The sequence below is a fragment of the Qipengyuania psychrotolerans genome, from assembly GCF_019711355.1.
Classification (GTDB): Bacteria; Pseudomonadota; Alphaproteobacteria; order Sphingomonadales; family Sphingomonadaceae; genus Qipengyuania; species Qipengyuania psychrotolerans.
This window is the reverse complement of record NZ_CP081297.1, coordinates 50,663-68,126: the sequence shown is the minus strand read 5'-3', so window position 1 is coordinate 68,126 and position 17,464 is coordinate 50,663. Positions and strand designations below refer to the sequence as shown.

Annotated in this window: 26 protein-coding genes and 1 pseudogene; 18 read left to right on the top strand and 9 right to left on the bottom strand. The window is 60.8% G+C overall.

All coding sequences use genetic code 11. The features are described from left to right. On the bottom strand, window positions 1-360 hold the full coding sequence (locus K3166_RS00380; RefSeq protein WP_221422745.1) for a PilZ domain-containing protein: 360 nt from the start codon (window positions 358-360) through the stop codon (window positions 1-3). A 127-nt stretch (window positions 361-487) separates the two neighbouring features. Next, window positions 488-946 carry an RNA polymerase-binding protein DksA gene (gene dksA, locus K3166_RS00375; RefSeq protein WP_221422744.1) on the bottom strand — a complete coding sequence of 153 codons (459 nt, stop codon included), beginning with the start codon at window positions 944-946 and terminating at the stop codon, window positions 488-490. Between the two features lie 283 nt (window positions 947-1,229). Here dksA and K3166_RS00370 point away from each other — a divergent pair, with 283 nt between their 5' ends. After that, window positions 1,230-1,562, top strand: a complete 333-nt coding sequence (locus K3166_RS00370) for an SEL1-like repeat protein (RefSeq protein ID WP_221422743.1) — start codon at window positions 1,230-1,232, stop codon at window positions 1,560-1,562. A 4-nt stretch (window positions 1,563-1,566) separates the two neighbouring features. Here K3166_RS00370 and K3166_RS00365 read toward each other — a convergent pair whose 3' ends face one another. From K3166_RS00365 to K3166_RS00345, 5 genes are read right to left on the bottom strand one after another with little or no spacing between them, the layout of a single operon-like run. After that, window positions 1,567-2,697, bottom strand: a complete 1,131-nt coding sequence (locus K3166_RS00365) for a GNAT family N-acetyltransferase (protein ID WP_221422742.1) — start codon at window positions 2,695-2,697, stop codon at window positions 1,567-1,569. Next, complete coding sequence (locus K3166_RS00360) at window positions 2,694-3,461, bottom strand: glycerophosphodiester phosphodiesterase family protein (protein ID WP_221422741.1); 768 nt, start codon at window positions 3,459-3,461, stop codon at window positions 2,694-2,696. Before K3166_RS00360 ends, K3166_RS00365 begins: the two co-directional genes overlap by 4 nt. Next, window positions 3,439-3,897 carry a RidA family protein gene (locus K3166_RS00355; RefSeq protein ID WP_221422740.1) on the bottom strand — a complete coding sequence of 153 codons (459 nt, stop codon included), beginning with the start codon at window positions 3,895-3,897 and terminating at the stop codon, window positions 3,439-3,441. The genes K3166_RS00360 and K3166_RS00355 overlap by 23 nt, the downstream gene beginning before the upstream one ends. Continuing rightward, a complete protein-coding gene (locus K3166_RS00350) occupies window positions 3,894-4,523 on the bottom strand; it encodes an HAD family hydrolase (protein WP_221422739.1) in 630 nt (209 codons plus the stop codon). Before K3166_RS00350 ends, K3166_RS00355 begins: the two co-directional genes overlap by 4 nt. Then, entirely contained in the window at window positions 4,520-4,804 is a 285-nt protein-coding gene (locus K3166_RS00345) for a DUF3572 domain-containing protein (protein ID WP_247714803.1), read from the bottom strand. The genes K3166_RS00350 and K3166_RS00345 overlap by 4 nt, the downstream gene beginning before the upstream one ends. Window positions 4,805-4,857: 53 nt before the next feature. Here K3166_RS00345 and K3166_RS00340 point away from each other — a divergent pair, with 53 nt between their 5' ends. From K3166_RS00340 to K3166_RS00325, 4 genes are all read left to right on the top strand, one after another. Then, a complete protein-coding gene (locus tag K3166_RS00340; RefSeq protein ID WP_221422738.1) occupies window positions 4,858-5,226 on the top strand; it encodes a response regulator in 369 nt (122 codons plus the stop codon). A 111-nt stretch (window positions 5,227-5,337) separates the two neighbouring features. Continuing rightward, window positions 5,338-5,583 (top strand): acyl carrier protein, encoded by a 246-nt coding sequence (locus K3166_RS00335; protein WP_221422737.1) that lies wholly within the window; start codon window positions 5,338-5,340, stop codon window positions 5,581-5,583. Then, window positions 5,580-6,830 (top strand): serine palmitoyltransferase, encoded by a 1,251-nt coding sequence (gene spt, locus K3166_RS00330; RefSeq protein ID WP_221422736.1) that lies wholly within the window; start codon window positions 5,580-5,582, stop codon window positions 6,828-6,830. The genes K3166_RS00335 and spt overlap by 4 nt, the downstream gene beginning before the upstream one ends. Window positions 6,831-6,886: 56 nt before the next feature. Beyond that, the gene (locus K3166_RS00325) at window positions 6,887-7,318 is read left to right on the top strand and encodes an OsmC family protein (protein WP_221422735.1); all 432 of its coding nucleotides are present in this window, start codon (window positions 6,887-6,889) and stop codon (window positions 7,316-7,318) included. A gap of 58 nt (window positions 7,319-7,376) precedes the next feature. On the opposite strand, the gene K3166_RS00320 is transcribed toward K3166_RS00325, so the two are convergent. After that, window positions 7,377-8,222, bottom strand: a complete 846-nt coding sequence (locus K3166_RS00320) for a sterol desaturase family protein (RefSeq protein ID WP_221422734.1) — start codon at window positions 8,220-8,222, stop codon at window positions 7,377-7,379. Window positions 8,223-8,323: 101 nt separating this feature from the next. On the opposite strand from K3166_RS00320, the gene K3166_RS00315 reads away from it, so the two are divergent. Continuing rightward, window positions 8,324-8,959 (top strand): Crp/Fnr family transcriptional regulator, encoded by a 636-nt coding sequence (locus tag K3166_RS00315; RefSeq protein WP_221422733.1) that lies wholly within the window; start codon window positions 8,324-8,326, stop codon window positions 8,957-8,959. A gap of 1 nt (window position 8,960) precedes the next feature. On the opposite strand, the gene K3166_RS00310 is transcribed toward K3166_RS00315, so the two are convergent. Next, a complete protein-coding gene (locus K3166_RS00310; RefSeq protein ID WP_221422732.1) occupies window positions 8,961-9,599 on the bottom strand; it encodes a YqaA family protein in 639 nt (212 codons plus the stop codon). A gap of 225 nt (window positions 9,600-9,824) precedes the next feature. Between K3166_RS00310 and K3166_RS00305 the strand changes: the two genes are divergently transcribed. The 12 genes and pseudogenes from K3166_RS00305 to K3166_RS00250 all read left to right on the top strand — a co-directional run bounded on the left by K3166_RS00305 (window position 9,825) and on the right by K3166_RS00250 (window position 17,458). Continuing rightward, window positions 9,825-10,304 carry a hypothetical protein gene (locus K3166_RS00305; RefSeq protein WP_221422731.1) on the top strand — a complete coding sequence of 160 codons (480 nt, stop codon included), beginning with the start codon at window positions 9,825-9,827 and terminating at the stop codon, window positions 10,302-10,304. Then, on the top strand, window positions 10,291-11,628 hold the full coding sequence (locus tag K3166_RS00300) for a DNA-packaging protein (protein WP_221423894.1): 1,338 nt from the start codon (window positions 10,291-10,293) through the stop codon (window positions 11,626-11,628). Before K3166_RS00305 ends, K3166_RS00300 begins: the two co-directional genes overlap by 14 nt. 14 nt (window positions 11,629-11,642) lie before the next feature. Beyond that, window positions 11,643-12,793 (top strand): annotated as a pseudogene (locus K3166_RS00295) (phage portal protein). Then, window positions 12,793-13,101 carry a DUF6127 family protein gene (locus tag K3166_RS00290; protein WP_221423893.1) on the top strand — a complete coding sequence of 103 codons (309 nt, stop codon included), beginning with the start codon at window positions 12,793-12,795 and terminating at the stop codon, window positions 13,099-13,101. Before K3166_RS00295 ends, K3166_RS00290 begins: the two are co-directional and overlap by 1 nt. Then, a complete protein-coding gene (locus tag K3166_RS00285; protein WP_221422730.1) occupies window positions 13,098-13,499 on the top strand; it encodes an HK97 family phage prohead protease in 402 nt (133 codons plus the stop codon). Before K3166_RS00290 ends, K3166_RS00285 begins: the two co-directional genes overlap by 4 nt. A gap of 73 nt (window positions 13,500-13,572) precedes the next feature. Next, the gene (locus tag K3166_RS00280) at window positions 13,573-14,712 is read left to right on the top strand and encodes a phage major capsid protein (protein WP_221422729.1); all 1,140 of its coding nucleotides are present in this window, start codon (window positions 13,573-13,575) and stop codon (window positions 14,710-14,712) included. A 153-nt stretch (window positions 14,713-14,865) separates the two neighbouring features. Further along, on the top strand, window positions 14,866-15,405 hold the full coding sequence (locus tag K3166_RS00275; protein WP_221422728.1) for a head-tail connector protein: 540 nt from the start codon (window positions 14,866-14,868) through the stop codon (window positions 15,403-15,405). A 148-nt stretch (window positions 15,406-15,553) separates the two neighbouring features. Next, a complete protein-coding gene (gene gp17 / locus K3166_RS00270) occupies window positions 15,554-15,946 on the top strand; it encodes a tail completion protein gp17 (RefSeq protein ID WP_221422727.1) in 393 nt (130 codons plus the stop codon). 29 nt (window positions 15,947-15,975) lie between these two features. Further along, window positions 15,976-16,383, top strand: coding sequence for a phage major tail protein, TP901-1 family (locus K3166_RS00265; RefSeq protein WP_221422726.1), 408 nt, complete (start codon window positions 15,976-15,978; stop codon window positions 16,381-16,383). Beyond that, a complete protein-coding gene (locus K3166_RS00260) occupies window positions 16,380-16,682 on the top strand; it encodes a gene transfer agent family protein (protein ID WP_221422725.1) in 303 nt (100 codons plus the stop codon). Before K3166_RS00265 ends, K3166_RS00260 begins: the two co-directional genes overlap by 4 nt. Window position 16,683: 1 nt before the next feature. Beyond that, window positions 16,684-16,878, top strand: a complete 195-nt coding sequence (locus K3166_RS00255; RefSeq protein ID WP_221422724.1) for a phage tail assembly chaperone — start codon at window positions 16,684-16,686, stop codon at window positions 16,876-16,878. After that, window positions 16,871-17,458, top strand: coding sequence for a tail tape measure protein (locus K3166_RS00250; protein WP_221422723.1), 588 nt, complete (start codon window positions 16,871-16,873; stop codon window positions 17,456-17,458). The genes K3166_RS00255 and K3166_RS00250 overlap by 8 nt, the downstream gene beginning before the upstream one ends. Window positions 17,459-17,464: the final 6 nt, after the last annotated feature.

Sequence of the window (17,464 nt, the reverse complement as noted above, 5' to 3'; positions counted from 1 at the left end):
TCAGACTTTGCGGACCGCGCCCACGCCATGGTTAGGGATGCCGATTGGCCGGGAATACCGCGGAGCCTCGGCCTGCGAGGCAGCGGGCCGAGCGCGTGCCGCCTTGGCGTCGATTTCTTCGTCGAACGCAATGCCGACGCGGTTGCCCTGTGTCCACGCAACGGTGCCGGCCACGGGCTTGAGATTGCGCAGTTCGACAGTCAAACGATCGCCGCGAGACAGTGCCAGAACCCCCTCCGCCATCATTCCGCCATCGGACAGATTACGGACCTTGATGGTAGTGCCGTCGGAATCGGCATCGCGGCGTAGCACGGCCGTCAGGAAAAGGCTGTCCCGATTAAGGTTTCGCGTGTCCATCATAGACAAGTGCGCCGACTCCGCCATTACACTGTTAATGCACGACTTAACGAGCCATGCCCCAAGGGCAAAATCTAGCGTTTTACAAATGAAGAAATGGTTACCCGAGCGGCAACAATTCGCTCCGCCATCAATCGTCGCGCGATACCTTTTCCTTGCGCTCATGCGCAGTCTGAGCTTCGACTGTCATGGTCGCAACGGGACGGGCAATCAGTCGGCGCAGGCCGATAGGATCACCGGTCACTTCGCAATAACCGTATTCGCCCTTGTCGATATTGCGCAGGGCGGAATCGATTTTTGCGATAAGTTTGCGCTGGCGGTCACGGGTCCTGAGTTCAATCCCCCAGTCGGTTTCCGAGCTCGCGCGATCGTTCAGATCAGGCTCGCGGATGGGGCCATCTTTCAGCGACTGCAGCGTGTGCCCGGCTGCATCGTGAATCGACTTCTTCCAGTCGAGCAATAACATTCTGAAATAGTTGAGCTGGCGTTCGCTCATGTATTCTTCGTCATCCGAAGGGACATAGTCCGGATCGACCGCAGCCCTTGCCTGTTCTAGCTTTTCGGAAACATTCGAAGCCGAAGTGGCCATTGACCTCTTTATCCTTCTTCCCATCATCACAAGTGGCCGCGTTAACCCGCCAGTCCGGATGTTTCCGGTACCACGCCGCCTGTCGATGGCGCGGCCTATAGGTCGCACCTGTGAACGGCACAAGGAGCAATCAGGAAGACTGTCCCCAGCCTGTGGCAATTTCATCGCAGAACCGGCGCCACCCCGATTGATTTGTAACAATCGGCGTTAACCTTTTATTGACCATAAAGGGGGAGGACTGTCCTCAACCGGCCGGGGGGCCGGACTTAGGGGGGAGTTCAAAATGACCGTACTTACCAGCATCGAAGGCGGCGCAGGCCGGATCGACCAGAACAGCCAGGGCGAGGCGACCATCGCCCAGTATCTGGGTGCGTATGAACAAGGCAGCACCGACGCGCTTTACGACCTTGGCGTAGCGTTTTCGACCGGCAGCCACGGCGTTGCGTGCGACATGATCGAGGCCCACAAATGGTTCAACATCGCCGCATCGAAAGGTCACGAAGAGGCCGCATGGTGCCGCGCCGATATTTCCGACGAAATGACTGCCCGAGAAATTTCAGAAGCCCAGCGCCGTGCGCGTCAGTGGCTCAGCGAAGGCCAGCGCAAGGTCGCCTGACAATTCATTCGCCGCGCCGGAATGGCAGGCGATCTGCCAGGTAATTTCTGTCGGAAGCGATTCCCGCACGCTCTCGTTCGAGAAAATCCGAAATCGCTTCGCGAAAACCCGGATCTGCAATCCAGTGAGCCGACACGGTTTCGACCGGTTCGTACCCCCTGGCAAGCTTGTGACCGCCCTGTGCACCCGCCTCGACGCGGGACAGGCCCAGTTCGATGGCGGCATCGATCGCCTGATAGTAACATAGTTCGAAATGCAGGAACCGCACGTCCTTCGTGCAGCCCCAATATCGCCCGTAAAGTGCCTCCCCCCCAATGAAATTGAGCGCTCCGGCGATCGGCGTCCCTTCCTCCAGAGCCAGTACGAGCATCAACCGGTCGCCCATCCGCTGGCTGAAGAGGTCAAATGCATCGCGGGTCAGATAGGGTTGCCCCCATTTGCGCGCGCCGGTGTCTTGGTAGAACAACCAGAAGGCATCCCAATGCGCCGGCTTGATGTCGCCACCGCGTAGCCGGACGATTTCCAGACCTTGTTGTCCCGCTGCGCGCTCCTTGCGCAAATCCTTGCGCTTGCGAGAAGTGAGTGTGCCGAGAAAGTCTTCGAAGCTGGCAAAATCCCGGTTCTGCCAATGGAACTGGATGTCCTTGCGCAGCATCCAACCGGCCTGTTCGAACAGCGGGACCTGATCCGGTTCAATGAAGGTCGCATGGGCGCTTGAAAATCCGTTCTGCAGGCAAAGATGCTCCGCCGCGGAAAGCAGCGGCCTTGCAAGCGAAGTGTCGGACAGTAGCAGCCGCGGTCCCGTTGCCGGCGTGAATGGAACGGCGATTTGCAGCTTGGGGTAATATTGGCCCCCTGCCCGCTCATATGCGTCCGCCCATGCATGATCGAACACGAACTCGCCCTGACTGTGGCCCTTGAGATAGGCGGGCATCGCGGCAAGCGGCGGCCCGCCCTCGGCCGAGATTACCAGCGGCGCACTTTGCCAGCCGGTACCTGCATCGACGCTGCCGGAATCTTCGAGTGCCGTCAGAAATTCATGGCTGACGAATGGATTGTCGCCCGCCAGCGCGTTCCAGGCGGCGCGGTCTATCGCGCCGACCGATCCGGCCACTCTCGCGGCAAGTTCGCTCACGCCAGCCCTTCTCCCTCGGCGATCAAGGCATCGGCATGGCGCAGCCCGACAGCGCGGGTTTCAGGAGAATTCACTGTCCATGTCAGCACCGGCATTCCGCGTTTCCGGAGACCCGCCACCATGGGGCTGGGAAGCGCCGCAACGTGATATGCGATGAATTCGGGCTTTGCGAACCACAGCGCCAGGCGGCGCTGCCATGCTTGCTGCGTCATTCCATGTTCGTCTTCGCGCATTACGAGACCGCGCACCGTTTCCGGCGAGTGTTCTGCAAACCACCGGCTTACACGGGGATCGAAGCTCATCACCGCGTGCAGGCCGTCATAACCCGCGAGGGCATCGCGAACAGCTGCGCAGCTTTCTTCGACATCATAGCGGCGCCGGGACTTTATCTCGATGAGCAGCGGAACCCGGCCCGCAGCGATTTCGAGCAGGTCGTCCAGCCGGGCAAGCTTGTGCTCACTGTCCAGGAAGGCGATCTGTGCGAGCTGGTCCGCGCTATAGTCCGCCAGGCGTCCGGAGATGCCGGTCAGCCGCTCGAGCTCCCAGTCATGAACCAGCATGGCTGCATCGTCGCGGCTGCGCTGGATATCGCATTCGATGCCAAGCCCCTGCTCAGCTGCGAGCTCGAAACCGGCAAGCGAATTTTCGGGAATTCCCGGACTGTGCAGCCCTCGGTGGGCATAGGTCCAGTCGCGCAGCCATCCAGTCCGGTCCGGGTCCGGAGACGGCACGATGATCCGATCAAGCGGGGCGAATAGCGACAATCGCGTCGACCTCTACTGCAGCATCGAGCGGAAGGACGGGTACGCCCACTGCACTGCGGGCGTGCAGGCCCGCATCTCCGAAGACTTCGAACATGAGATCGCTTGTGCCGTTCACGACCTTGGGCTGGTCGGAAAAATCGGGAGTGCTGGCCACGAAACCGCCCAACTTTACCACTTGCGCGACACGTTCGAGAAGACCCGCAGCCTTCAGCTGCGCAATGATCATCAGTCCGCAAGCACGGGCCGCTTGCTGCCCTTGTTCAAGCGTCACAGCGGCGCCCAGCTTGCCGGTTACCAGCTTGCCGTCAACGAACGGGAGCTGGCCGGAAATGTAGGCCGTCTCGCCTGCAATGACGATCGGCTGATAGCTCGCCACCGGAGCCGCTGCCTGCGGCAGGGTGATACCAAGTTCGGTCAGTCTTGCTTCGATGTTCATGCGGGTTCTTTCTCCAGTTCGCCCATCAACCACGGAAGGGCATGGTCCCACGTATCGATCCGCGCATCGGCGTGCCCAGATGTATGTGCGCAGTCGATATGGGGCGCCAACATGGGCTCCCCGCAAAGATGCAGCGTGGTAATGCTACCTATCGTTTCGCGGGCGGAGCGATGATGCTGCGCCAGATCGTCGATGAAGATCGCCTTGGTCGGATTGTACTCGTCGAGGATTTTCTGCAGCGCCGGACCCTTGGGGCCCTGGTTCGTGAAAACGCGCGCATCCAGGCCATGGTCGGCCAGTTGCTCGGTACGCATCTGCTGGCGCTTGTCGACGAGGTTCGTCAGGATGACGACATCGGCTTTTTCGCCAAGCGCGTTGATCCCTTCGATGGCACCGGGGATCGGCGACTGCCGGTGCATCTCGGTGTCGAAGAACTTGCCCAGCATCCGCCAGATCTCCTCCGGCGCTAGAACTTCTCCGTTCTCTTGCCAGCGCAGGGCCTGCGAAAAATCATTTGTGCCCATGTGAAACTCGATCCCCTGCTCCTCGTCCAGCCAGTCACGGAATGGCGAGACCATGTAGAGCAGGACTTCGTCGCAATCGGAAATGATCAGCGGGCGGCTCATGCGGATAGGCTCCTGTGTGCAGCAATCAGCGCTTCGGGCGTTGTGCCCAGCGCGTCTGCTGCCGAGATAAGGTCGGGCTCGTGATTTGCGAGGAATTCGAGGATTGCCGCCTGGACCGAACGCTCGCCAATGCCGTGGCGCAGGCGCTCTGGCGTCAGGCCGGTTAGCGAAAGCAGGCGTTCGGCACGCCGCTCGTCTACCAGAGCCCAGCCAAGCGCCTCCAGCGCCAGAACTTCCGGTGCGCGTGTTTCGTCCGATTTGTCCCGGTGTGGAATTGTCAGCCCTTTCGCTTGTCCCTATGCCCCGACGCTCATTCGCAGGAGGCGGCAGTCACGTGGCAAAGAGAATACTCGTTGTCGAGGATAACGACCTAAATCGGAAATTGTTCTGCGACGTCCTCAAGGCGAACGGGCACGAAGTCGTTCCGGTTGCAGATGGCAGCAATGTGCTTGCCACCGCGCGCAAATTCGCGCCTGATCTCGTCATCATGGATATCCAGCTTCCCGGCGTCAGCGGCGTGGACCTGATTGCACAGATCAAGGATGATCGGGAACTCGCCAAGGTGCCGGTTCTCGCGGTCACTGCTTATGCCGGCAAGGGCGACGAGGAACGGATTCGCGGTGCCGGGGCAGAGGATTATCTTGCCAAACCGGTGTCGATCGGCCCCTTCATGGCGGCCGTCCGCCGCCTTGTCGCAGAATGAGAACGCGCCCCCACGCTTGACAAGCAGGGGCGGAAACCGCTTTGCCGCCTTAGTAGTTACGATCTGCACTCACTGCGGGTCGCCGCGCATTATACAAGGACTGGACCCTTCATGGACCGAGCCGAAGTCGACGCGAAGATTCGCGAGATTGCAGAACCCTTCAACAAGAAGGGCGTTACCATCACCGAGGAGACGAGCTTCCAGAACGATCTGGAGTTCGACAGCCTGACTGTCATGGATTTCGTCGCCGAGATCGAGGACGAATTCGACATCATCATCTCGATGAACCAACAGGCCGAAATCGAAAAGTATGGCCAGCTGGTCGACGCCGTACACAAATCTCAGGGCGCATCATGAGCGAAGGCATTTCCCAGCCCGATCAGCCGCAGACGCTGAAAGGCGAAAGCAAGGATCTGTTCTCCAAGTTCGACGATATGATCGCGCTGCGCGAGAGCATCCTGTCGACCGGGATAGAAGATCCGTACAATCTCGTGATGGAAAAGGTTCTCAGCCCGACCCGTGCAATCTGCAACGGGCGCGAGACCATTCTGCTCGGCACCTACAATTACATGGGCATGACCTTCGACCCCGACGTGATCGAGGCAGGCAAGCAGGCGCTGGCCGATTATGGATCGGGCACGACCGGTAGCCGCGTCCTCAATGGCACGTATCAAGGGCACAAGGATGTTGAAGAGGCCCTGAAGGACTTCTACGGCATGGACCACGCGATGGTCTTCTCCACCGGTTACCAGGCAAACCTCGGGATCATCTCGACCATTGCGGGCAAGGGCGATTACGTCGTTCTCGACATCGATAGCCATGCCAGCATCTGGGACGGCTGCGCGATGGGGAATGCCGAAGTCGTGCCGTTCAAGCACAATGACATCGAAGCGCTGGAAAAACGCCTGCGCCGCATTCCGGAAGATGCCGGGAAGCTGGTGATCCTCGAAGGTGTCTATTCCATGCTGGGCGATGTCGCCCCGCTCAAGGAAATGGTCGCTATCGCCAAGAAATACGGCGCAATGATCCTAGTCGACGAAGCTCATTCAATGGGCTTCATCGGTGAAAACGGCCGCGGCGTTGTCGAAAGCACCGGGGTCATGGATGATGTTGATTTCATCATTGGCACATTCTCCAAGAGCGTGGGTACGGTCGGCGGCTTCTGCGTTTCCAATCATCCCAAGTTCGACATCATGCGGCTGGTTTGCCGCCCCTATGTGTTCACCGCTTCGCTCCCGCCAAGCGTGGTGGCCACCGCTTGCACATCGATCCGCAAGCTGATGCACGGGTCTGAAAAGCGCGCCCATCTTTGGGAAAATTCCAAGAACCTCCACAAGGGGCTCAAGGACCTCGGGTTCAAGCTGGGCACTGAAGAACCGCAAAGCGCGATCATTGCCGTGATCATGCCTGACTTGCAGCAAGGCGCTGCCATGTGGGAAGCCCTGATCAAGGGCGGGCTGTATGTGAACCTTGCAAGACCGCCAGCAACACCGGCAAACATGACGTTGCTGCGCTGTTCGCTGTGCGCCGAGCATAGCGAAGATGAAGTCGGCAAAATTCTCGCTATCTTCGAACAGGCAGGCAAGGCGGTCGGCATTATCTGATCGGCGGGGAACGCTACGCGCTACCCATCCGTCTCATCAGGGAAGGAGATTTCCCGATGAAAACGACAAATAGCGGAAGCGCAACTTACGAAGGCCTTGGCAAAGACGGCAAGGGCCACGTCTCGACCGGCTCGGGTGCGCTTGCTGCCCAGCCCTATGGTTTCAACACGCGCTTCGAAGATGCGCCGGGTACCAACCCGGAAGAACTTATCGCTGCTGCGCACGCTAGCTGCTTCACCATGGCGCTTTCGTTCAAGCTGGCGGAAGCTGGCTTTACCGATGGGCGGGTGGTCACCAGCGCAGAAGTAACCCTGGAAAAGGAAGATGGCGGCTTCACCGTCACCAAGTCCGCCCTTTCGACGAAGGGGAAGGTTTCTGGAATGGAGCAGGCAAAGTTCGAAGAGCTGGCCGCCGATGCCAAGGCAAATTGCCCCATCTCGAAGTTGCTCACCTGCGAGATTACTCTCGAAACCAGTTTCGAGGGCTGATTTTCAAACCGGAACAAGAAAGGCCGGGCGTCCTCTCGCGGGCCGCCCGGCCTTTCCGTCAGGCAGCGTCTACCGCTGCCCCCTCTCCAACTTTTTCGCCCATGTCCTTGTTCTCCGGAAAGATAGGCCAGAGCAACTGCTGCCCCAGCGTTGCCGGTGCGAGGTTTTCGACACCGTAACTTTCCGGGTATTCCCGGGTGATCTTGGCCGTACCGAACAGGACATCCCAGAAGAACAGCAGGTTTCCGTAATTGCCCTTGTACTGTGTTGCGGGATCGTGCGCGTGGCGACCATGGTGAGCATGATGCGTCGCAGGCGTCGAGATCGTCCGTTCCACCACCCACATTAGCGGCGACAGCCACTTGATCGCGTAAAGCGGCTTGTCCCATGCCACGTCCGAATGGGCGCCGGTGATGACCAACAGCTTCACGACGATGTAGCCTGCATAGACCCAGCCGAGGCCAAGATAGATCAGCACGCCGGACAGCCAGATGCCCGGCATCATTGCATAGTAGAAGATGTTGTTCCGGTAGACGAGGCGGACGCTCATGTAGCGAGCGTTATGGTGCGCGCGGTGTAGATTGTAGAGCCAATGGAAGCTGTGGCTCGCGCGGTGCCACCAATACTGCATCATGTCGTCGAGGATCAAAAAGAGCCCGATCGCGAGGAATATGTTGATGCCCGAAAGCGCCCCCGCCCATTCAGGTGCGACAATCCCGGCCAATGTTGCCGAGGTGAAAAGTACGGCTGGCTGCGTGAAGCCAAGCAGGACAACGATGCTGACCGCTTCAACAATCCCATCGTCGCGAACCTGCTCTCCCTTGCGGAAAAGATTCGTGCGCCAGAGCTCGAGAACGGCAAAGCCGAGATAGATGGCGAGGATGGCAATCGTCGATGCGGGCATAATCTGACTCCCTTGTCGATTCCGTGCCTAGCGTTTACCAAAGCGAAAGAATGTCAAATTCTTTACATTCCGGCGCGACTCGGCGCTCATTGGTCTCGCCCATGCTTTTTGCGGCGCTCGACACTGGGTTGCAGGCCCATCTGGTAAGAGGGGCCACGGAACGACAGTTCGAGAATGATCAGATTATCCAGCAGCGCGGATCCGCCGCAGATGGCTTCTGGTTGATCGAAGAAGGATCGGTGATGGTCGGACAGTTTATGCCCGACGGCGAATTTCGCGCCATCGCCCTTCTCGGCCCGGGCGACTCTTACGGAGAGCTGGCTGTGTTTTCCGAAAAGCCGCGCGTCGTCGATGCAGTTTCGCGCGGCAAGAGCCGTGTCCGCTTCATCTCTGCGCGCAAGTTCCTTGATGCGCTTGGGAATTATCCCGCTTCAATGCGCGCACTGCTTGGCGCGCTTTCCTATCAGCTGCAGGACACGCTCGCTTTGCTTGCCGGAATGCGGCGCGGCACCAATCCGGCTAGAATGGCGGAGCTGCTTGTCAATTTAGCGGGCGAGCAATCCGGACCGTCTCAGGTCGACATCACCCAGCAGGAACTCGCCGAGCTGCTAGGGGTCACGCGCGTCACGGCGAACGCAGCCTTGGCTCAACTACAGCAACTTCGCCTTGTCGAACGCGGCTATGGATCGATCATCGTGCGCGACCGCGACCGGCTGATGCAATTTGCCTTGAGCTGACCTAGCGCGTTTGGATTGGCGGAGGGTTGGAGCATGGCCCACCCTCCCCGTCTTCGCTGCCGCCTAGCTGGGTCAACACCAGCACGCCGCCAACCACCAGCACCACGAATGCTGTCGTCACGAGGCCGAGATATTTGTCGATCACCTGCTTGATCGGCGCACCGAACATCCGGAACAAAATCCCCACGGTCATGAAAATCAGCGCGCGTGCGAACAGGCTGGAAAGCACGAAGGTGATCAGGTTCATGCCAACGAAGCCGGCCGTGATCGTCAGCAGCTTGAACGGGACCGGTGTGGCACCCGCAATCAGGATCGCTTCGAAGTCATATTCGCGCAGGTGACAGGCGGCGACGGGGAATGCCTCGGTCAGGCCAAGTGACCCGATGAGCCAGACACCAACAGTATCGTAAAGCCCCCAGCCAATTGCATAACCCAGCAGTGCACCGGCAACCGATGCCAAGGTCGCGATCAAGGCAAAGCGGATCGCCTTGTTAGGTTCGGCCAGGCACATCAGGCCCAGCAGCGGGTGCGGCGGGATTGGAAAAAAGGACGATTCCACGAAGCAGAAAAAGGCCAGCCACCAAACCGCATGGGGATGCGCGGCCTTGTCCATTGTCCAGTTATAGAGACTGCGCAGCATCGATCGTGACCCTTCGAAGAGTGACCAGCCGCCTAAGCCAGTTGAACCGCGTAGGCAATCCCTTCGATATAACCTATTTGGTTCTTTTTTGTTGACATCGTAACGCTATTTGGCTAGACAAATGAAACATCGCGATAGTGTGATTCGCCAGCCAACATGGCTTTGAAGGGCGGCCCGGACGGGTCGCCCTTCTGCGTTTCACCTTCACTGCAACGGGAGGGGTGCATGGCCAAGCAGGAGGCAGGCAAGAGACTGCCGAAGGACTGGAAAGACAAGTTTCTCGCTGAACTGGCGCAAACCTCGAATGTGTCAGCGGCTGCCCGCAAAGCCGGTGTGGAGACAACCGCAGTCTACAAGACGCGCCGCAGCGATGCCGAGTTTTACCGCCATTGGCAGGAGGCGCTGGCGGAAGGTTACGACAACCTCGAAATGGATCTCCTGCGCCGGCTCAGGATTGGCGAGCTAACTGGCGGCGGACCGGCCAAGAGCCGCCGCAAATATGACAACGCCATCGCGTTCCGATTGCTGTCCGCCCACCGCGAAGCAGTTGGCAGGCAAAAGGCGCTTCGAGCCAACGAAGACGAAGACGCGATCATCAAATCGATCAACGAGAAGCTTTCGAAAATGCGCAAGCGCCAGCTCGCCATGCGCGAAAGCGTCGAAGAAAGCGGAGTCTATCCGGTCGGTGACGATGCCGGACAATAACGACCTGCTCCAGGGCTTGCTCGAAATCGAGGACGATGACGAACGCTTTGCCGAACTCGACAAGCTGAGTGAAATCGAACGCAAGGAGTTCCGCTACCACTGGCACCTCTGGGCGCGGCGCAGCCAATTGCCTCCGCCCGGCGACTGGCGCTGCTGGCTCGTCAATGCAGGCCGCGGCTTCGGCAAGACACGTGCAGGCGCAGAGTGGGTCCGCGAAATTGCCCGGCGCACGCCGGATGCCCGGATCGCTCTGGTCGGCGCCAGCCTCAATGAAGCCCGCGCTGTCATGGTCGAGGGGGAAAGCGGCCTGCTTGCCGTATTCCCTCCCGGCAATATGCCGACATTCGAACCATCGCTGCGCAGGATTAGCTGGGGCAATGGCGCCGTCGCCACTCTTTACTCGGCAGCGGAACCCGAAAGTCTGCGCGGTCCGCAGCACGATTATGCATGGTGCGACGAGATCGCCAAATGGGACAACGCCTCTAGCCGCGCCGAGCGGGCCTGGGACAATCTGCAGATGGGTATGCGGCTGGGCGACGATCCTCGCGTGCTTGCCACCACCACGCCGCGCGCCACCCAGCTGATGCGGCGCCTATGTGCCCAGGAAGCGAGCGGCGATGTCGCGATTACACGCGGCTCGACGTATGAAAACGGACAGCACCTGCCCGAGCCGTTCGTCGAAGACATCAAGAAACAGTATGGCGGGACCGCGCTCGGGAGGCAGGAACTCGACGGGGTCATGCTGCAAGATATTGAGGGCGCGCTATGGAGCCGGTCGCTAATTGAAAAATGCCGCAACGAGGCGTTGGGTGATCCGCCCTTGCGCGTAGTGATCGGCGTCGATCCGCCCGCTACTTCGCGCGGCGATGAATGCGGGATCATCGTGTGCGGTATCGGAGCCAGCGGGATAGCACAGGTGCTTGCGGACATCTCGGTTGCGCGGCCCACGCCCGAACGCTGGGCCCGCGCCGTCGCAAATGCTGCCGCTGCCTGGAATGCCGACCGCGTGATCGCCGAGGCCAATCAGGGCGGAGACATGGTAGCCAGCGTACTGCGCGCAGCTGATATCGCCCTGCCACTCAAACTGGTTCACGCCAGCCGCGGCAAGACCGCCCGCGCAGAGCCTGTCGCGGCACTCTATGAAACCGGGCGCGTCGTACACACCGCACTATTCGCCAAGCTGGAAGACCAGCTTTGCGGGATCATGGCGGGCGGCAAATACGAAGGGCCCGGCAAAAGCCCCGACCGCGCCGACGCGCTGGTCTGGGCTTTAACCGAGCTCATGCTCGGCAAGGGATCGCGCCCGAGAATTCGAAACGTCTGACACAAGGAAAGCCAATGTCCTTCCTCACCAGCCTATCCGCCGCCTTCAAGGGCGGGGGCCAATCCCGCGTGCCTGTTTCGCGCGGCTTTATCTCTCCGTGGGCGACCGCTTTCGAAGCCGGCCATCCGCGCGCGTCATTCGACTATGGAAGGTCGGTGGCCGACGCCTATCTCGCCAATCCAGTCGCCCAGCGCGCGGTCAGGATCGTGGCAGAAGGTGTGGGCGGCGCGCCCATCGCAAGCGAGGACGAACGCTTCACGCGCCTCATCTCCTGTTCTTGCGGATCGCAGCCCTTGCTCGAGGTACTTGCCGCACAGCTATCCCTGCACGGCAATGCATTCATCCAGATCCTCAAGGACGGATCGGGCGTGCCGATTGAGCTATTCCCCTTGCGGCCAGAACGGGTGCAGGTTGTGGCCGGAGACGACGGATGGCCGGCACTTACCGCTATGTCCTGGCAGACCACACGCTGACGATCACACCCCATGACGAGGATGGCTGGCCCAACATCATCCACCTCAAGGGCTTCCACCCGACCGACGACCATTATGGCGCCGGAAGCCTCGCTGCTGCGGCACCGGCGGTGGCGATCCACAATGCCGCATCGGAATGGAACCGCGCGCTGCTGGCCAATGCCGCCCGGCCCTCGGGCGCCCTGGTCTATGACAGCGGCGACAGCGCCGGGCTGACCTCTGAACAATTCGACCGGCTAAAAGCCGAACTGCACTCTGCCTTCCAGGGCCATGACAACGCCGGGCGTCCGATGCTGCTCGAAGGCGGCCTCGACTGGAAGGCGATGAGCCTTTCACCAGCAGACATGGATTTCGCAACACTGAAATCTGCCGCTGCCCGCGACATAGCGCTCGCATTCGGTGTTCCGCCTATGCTGCTCGGCCTGCCCGGCGACAATACCTATGCCAATTACCGCGAGGCAAACCGGGCCTTGTGGCGCCTCACCCTGCTGCCGCTGATCTCCAAGATTTGCGGCGGATTGCACAGCGGGCTGTCGGACTGGTTCACTTCGCCGCCGCGGGTCGATCTCGATCTTGTTCCGGCCCTTTCCGACGACCGCGAGAAATTGTGGAGCCAGGTCAGCGGTGCCGATTTCCTTACCCCGGCAGAGAAGCGCGAAATGCTCGGCCTGCCAGTCAAGGAGGACAAATGATGATGCGTGAAGACATGCTTGCGCGGCTGATTGCGCAGGCGAACACTCAAGGCGGCGATTTCGTGACGCTGCGCGCAATTGTCGAGGAAGCTAGCGAGCTGGGCGCGAAGCGCGTCGTAGACCGGCTGGGACTGGGCGATGCCAATGCGCAGGACGATCTCGATGAATTGCGCGAGCTTCTGTCGGCCTGGCGCGATGCCAAGGCCAGCGCGTGGAAAGCTGCAGTGGATTGGCTGGTCCGCGGTATCCTGGCGCTACTTCTCGTAGGCATCGCAGTGCGGCTTGGTGTTGGCGAGATGCTGTCGTGACGGCGCCGCTGCGCATCGCCGGCTATGCTGCGCTTTTCGGCACTGCGGATGCATCGCGAGACACAATCTTGCCCGGCGCCTTTCGCGCTTCGCTGGATGGCCGCCGCGATCCGCTCCCGCTGTATTGGCAGCACCGCCCCGACCAGCGCATCGGCTGGGTCGAGACAGCCGGTGAAGACACGCATGGCCTGCGTATCATCGCCTCCATCGACAATCCCGAGGGGCGGGCGGCCAAGCTGCTGCGGGAGCGTGCGGTGAGCGGTCTCAGCTTCGGCTACCGCGCCAGAGGATATCGCCGCACACCGCAGGGGCGTGAGCTGGCCGACATCGACCTGTTCGAAGTGAGCGTGGTGACCCACCCGCTCCATCCGGAAGCACGCATACATCTCACGACCTGATTTCAATTTTCTCGACCAACCTTCGCCGCCTTCCGGGCGGCTTTTTTGTGCCTGTGAAGAAAGAGGAATTTCTATGGATACCCCTACCACTCCCTTCGAAACTGCCGAAGCCAGCTTCGATATCGTTGCTCGCCAGGACAAGACCGAGGCCGATGTCACCGCGCTGCGCAATGATGTCGACGAGGTGAAAACGCGCGTCGACAAGATCGGCCGCGCCGCCGTCCGCCCCGTGATCGGTTCGACTGCCGATGCCGCACCCGAAGTGAAAGGATTCGTCGACGGATATTTGCGCCGCGGTTCGACCCATGAGATCAAGTCGATCTCGGGCGCGGTTGCCTCTGACGGCGGTTACGCGGTGCCACGCCAGATTGATGCGATGATCGCGCGCGAACTCGCGGAAATCAGCCCAATCCGCTCCATCGCACAGGTCGTGCAGACGGGCAGTGCTGGCTACCGCAAGCTCATCGCAACCGGCGGCACGGCATCCGGATGGGTCAGCGAAACGGCTGGTCGTCCCGGAACCGACACGCCGAATTTCGCCGAGATCGCCCCGCCGACCGGTGAACTCTACGCCAATCCGGCGGCAAGCCAGTCAATGCTCGACGATGCAGGGTTCGATCTTGAAAGCTGGCTCGCAAGCGAGATCGCGATGGAGTTCGCCCGCGCAGAAGGTGCGGCCTTCGTCGGCGGCAGCGGCGTGGACCAGCCCGAAGGTTTCCTGAGCGCACCCGTTTCGACCAATGGCGATGCTTCGCGCAATTTTGGGGCGCTGCAATATGTGGGCTCGGGCGATGCCGACGGCTTCGATGCCAATCCCGATGCCCGCCTGATCGACCTCGTCCATACCATGAAGGCCGGACACCGGCAGGGCGCCAGCTTTGTCATGAATTCGTCAACCCTGGCCGAAGTCCGCAAGCTGAAAACCGCAGATGGCGCATTCCTGTGGCAGCCGGGCCTCGTTGAAGGCCAGCCCGATCGCCTGCTGGGTTATCCGGTGGTCGAGGCCGAAGACATGCCCGATATCGCGGCGGGCACTTACCCGATCGCGTTCGGCAACTTCCGTCACGGCTATCTGATCGCAGAACGCAGCGCCACGCAAGTGTTGCGTGATCCGTTCACCAACAAACCCTTCGTCCACTTCTACGCCACCAAGCGCGTGGGCGGTCAGGTGCTGGATAGCAACGCGATCAAGCTGCTCAAGATCGAGGCGTAACTCGGTCGGGCCGGCGGGGCTTATCCCCTTTGGCCCCGCCGGTTCCTTTTTTCCGCTTTCGGCCGCGCGACTGCCGGCCGTCGAAAACGAAGCGGTGAGAACCCAACGTGCCCGGCGTCCAATTGCGCCAAATTTAGACAGGAGACCGCTATCATGCGGGTGATTTCCGCCCCTGCGAGCCTTGCCGACGGGCCGCTCGAAGAACTCAGGCAGTGGCTCGCCATTTCAACCGATGCGGACGATCCGCTTCTGGTCAATCTGCTCGGCGCTGCGCATGCCATGTGCGAACGATTCACCGGCCTCGTTCCGCTCAAATGCGAAATCCGCGAGCGTTTCCTGGCGTCCAGCCTCGTTCACCGCCTTGCCTCACGCCCGATCATAGAATTGCTCGACGTTACCGCGATGTCCGGCGTGTATGATCGGCGCCTGCTTCAGGATGCCGACTTTGTCCTCGAGCTTGAAGAGGAAGGCGCCGCACGGTTGGAACTGCATCGTGCAACGGATGAACCACAAGTCGAGATCCGGTTTTACGCTGGATTGGAAAGCGAGTGGTCCCAGCTTGACCAGAGCCTGCGTCATGGAATCATCCGTTACGCTGCGCATCAGTACCGCGAACGAGATACCGCCGGTGACGAAAACCCGCCCGCAGCGGTTGCCGCCCTGTGGCGCCCCTGGCGCCGACTGCGCCTGTGACGGGCGGCTTCGATAAGCTGGTGGCCAGCCTGATAAGCCGGGCTGAAACTCTCGCCAGCCAACACGCCACCAGGCGCCATCGGTCCGAGGGCCATGACTGGCGCGACGCGCGGCTTCTCTGGCCAAAATTCACGAAGAGGAATGACTGATGGAGAGTGCACTTCGCACAGCTCTGGTTGCCGCACTACGCGCCGATCCGCAGCTTGCCGCATCGCTCAATGCCGTGGTCGAGGAAGGCCCCTCACCCGCGCCGCCGCCTGCCCTTTCGCTTGTCGCAAGTGCCGCCGCCGACTGGTCGAGCAAGACGAGCGCCGGGCGAGAAATCCGCATCGCTCTCGAGCTGACGACCCGCGGCGATACGCCTGAACCGACCGCCGCAATTGCCGAGGCGATCGAGAACTGCATCGCGACGCTGGGGCCGCGGCAGAACGGTTTTCGGATCGTTACGACGCGCTTCTTGCGCAGCCGCACGGAACGACGAAGCCGCGGACTGCGCGCCATCCTTCTCGAATACGCTTTCCGCGTTCTTGCGGACCAATAACCCCTGATCCTGCCTACGGAGTATCCATTATGACAGCCCAGAAAGGCGCAGCCTTCCTTCTCAAGATCGGCGATGGAGGAAGCCCTATTGCCTATGAGACCGTCGCCGGTCTCAGGACCACTCAGATGACCATCAACGGAGACAGCGTTGTCGTCACCCACAAGGAGAGCGGCGGCTGGCGCGAGCTCCTGTCCGGTGCGGGTACTCGTTCGGTCTCGGTCAGTGCTGCAGGGATATTCCTGGGTTCGGATGCTGAAACGACAGTGCGGGCCAATGCGCTCGACGGGTCGCTCGACGATTATGAATTGTCGTTCGAAGACGGCGCCAAGATGCGGGGGCGCTTCCTCGTCCAGCGGCTAGATTATTCCGGCGATTTCAACGGTGAGCGGACCTACACCCTCCAGCTCGAAAGCTCCGGCCAGGTCGCCAGCCTATGAGCAATCAGGCACGCGGAGAAGCGGCCATCCACGTTGACGGGCGAGAGCTGGTCCTGCGTCCGACATTCGATGCGCTGGTGCGCGCCGAGGAAGAACTCGGATCGCTGTTCGCACTCGTGGAACGTGCGGGCAGCGGCGAACTTCGCCTTGCGGAAATTGCCGCACTGTTCTGGTTTTGCATGGCCCAGCCGCATGCAGCTACCCGTGAAGCTATCGGCGAAGCAATCTTGGCGATGGGCCTCTCCAAGGCAGCCGCGCCGCTGAAGGTACTCCTCGGGCAAATCCTGAGAGGGCGCTGAGATGGACCGCGGTTTTGGACAGGGGGCTGTAATGCTTGCCGGCCTTGCTGCGCGGGCGCTCGGCTGGTCGCCCGAGACCTTCTGGACCTCCACTCCCGCCGAACTCGCCGCAAGTCTCGGAACCGAAAACCCACAAGATGCTCCGCTTGGCCGCGAAGAAATCGCGGCATTGATCGAAAGGGATCGTAATGAATGATGACTTCGAGGAGCTGGTCGTATCGGTTCGCGCCGATACTGCCGGTTTCGCGCAAGACGTCGCGCAAATGAAGCGCGAGTTTGACACCAATCTGGTGGATGGCTTCGATGCGGCGGGCAAGGTTCTCGAAAGCGGCCTCACCCGCGCGCTGCGAAACGGAAAGCTGGGGTTTGAAGACCTCAAGCGGATGGCGCTGCAAGTCATGGACCAGATCGCCAGCAAGGCGCTTGGGGCAGGCATAGATGCAATGTTTGCGGGCCTCGGCAAGGGCGGCGCTGGAGGCGGAGCCGGAGCAAGCCTTCTCTCGGGTCTCCTGTCGAGCGGCTTGGGCTTGCCCGGTCGCGCGACTGGCGGATCGGTCGCCCCCGACCGACCCTATCTCGTGGGAGAGCGCGGCCCCGAATTGTTCGTGCCCACCAGCGCGGGAAGCGTCGAACCCAATCACAGGCTGAACGGGTCACGAACTGATGTGCGGGTGGCGATCAATCTCGCCCAGCCGCGCGGCGCAAGCACGCCTGCGTCACTTCAGCGATCTTCACGCCAGGTGGCCAGCGCGGTCCGGCGTGCGCTTTCAAACTAGGGGGAT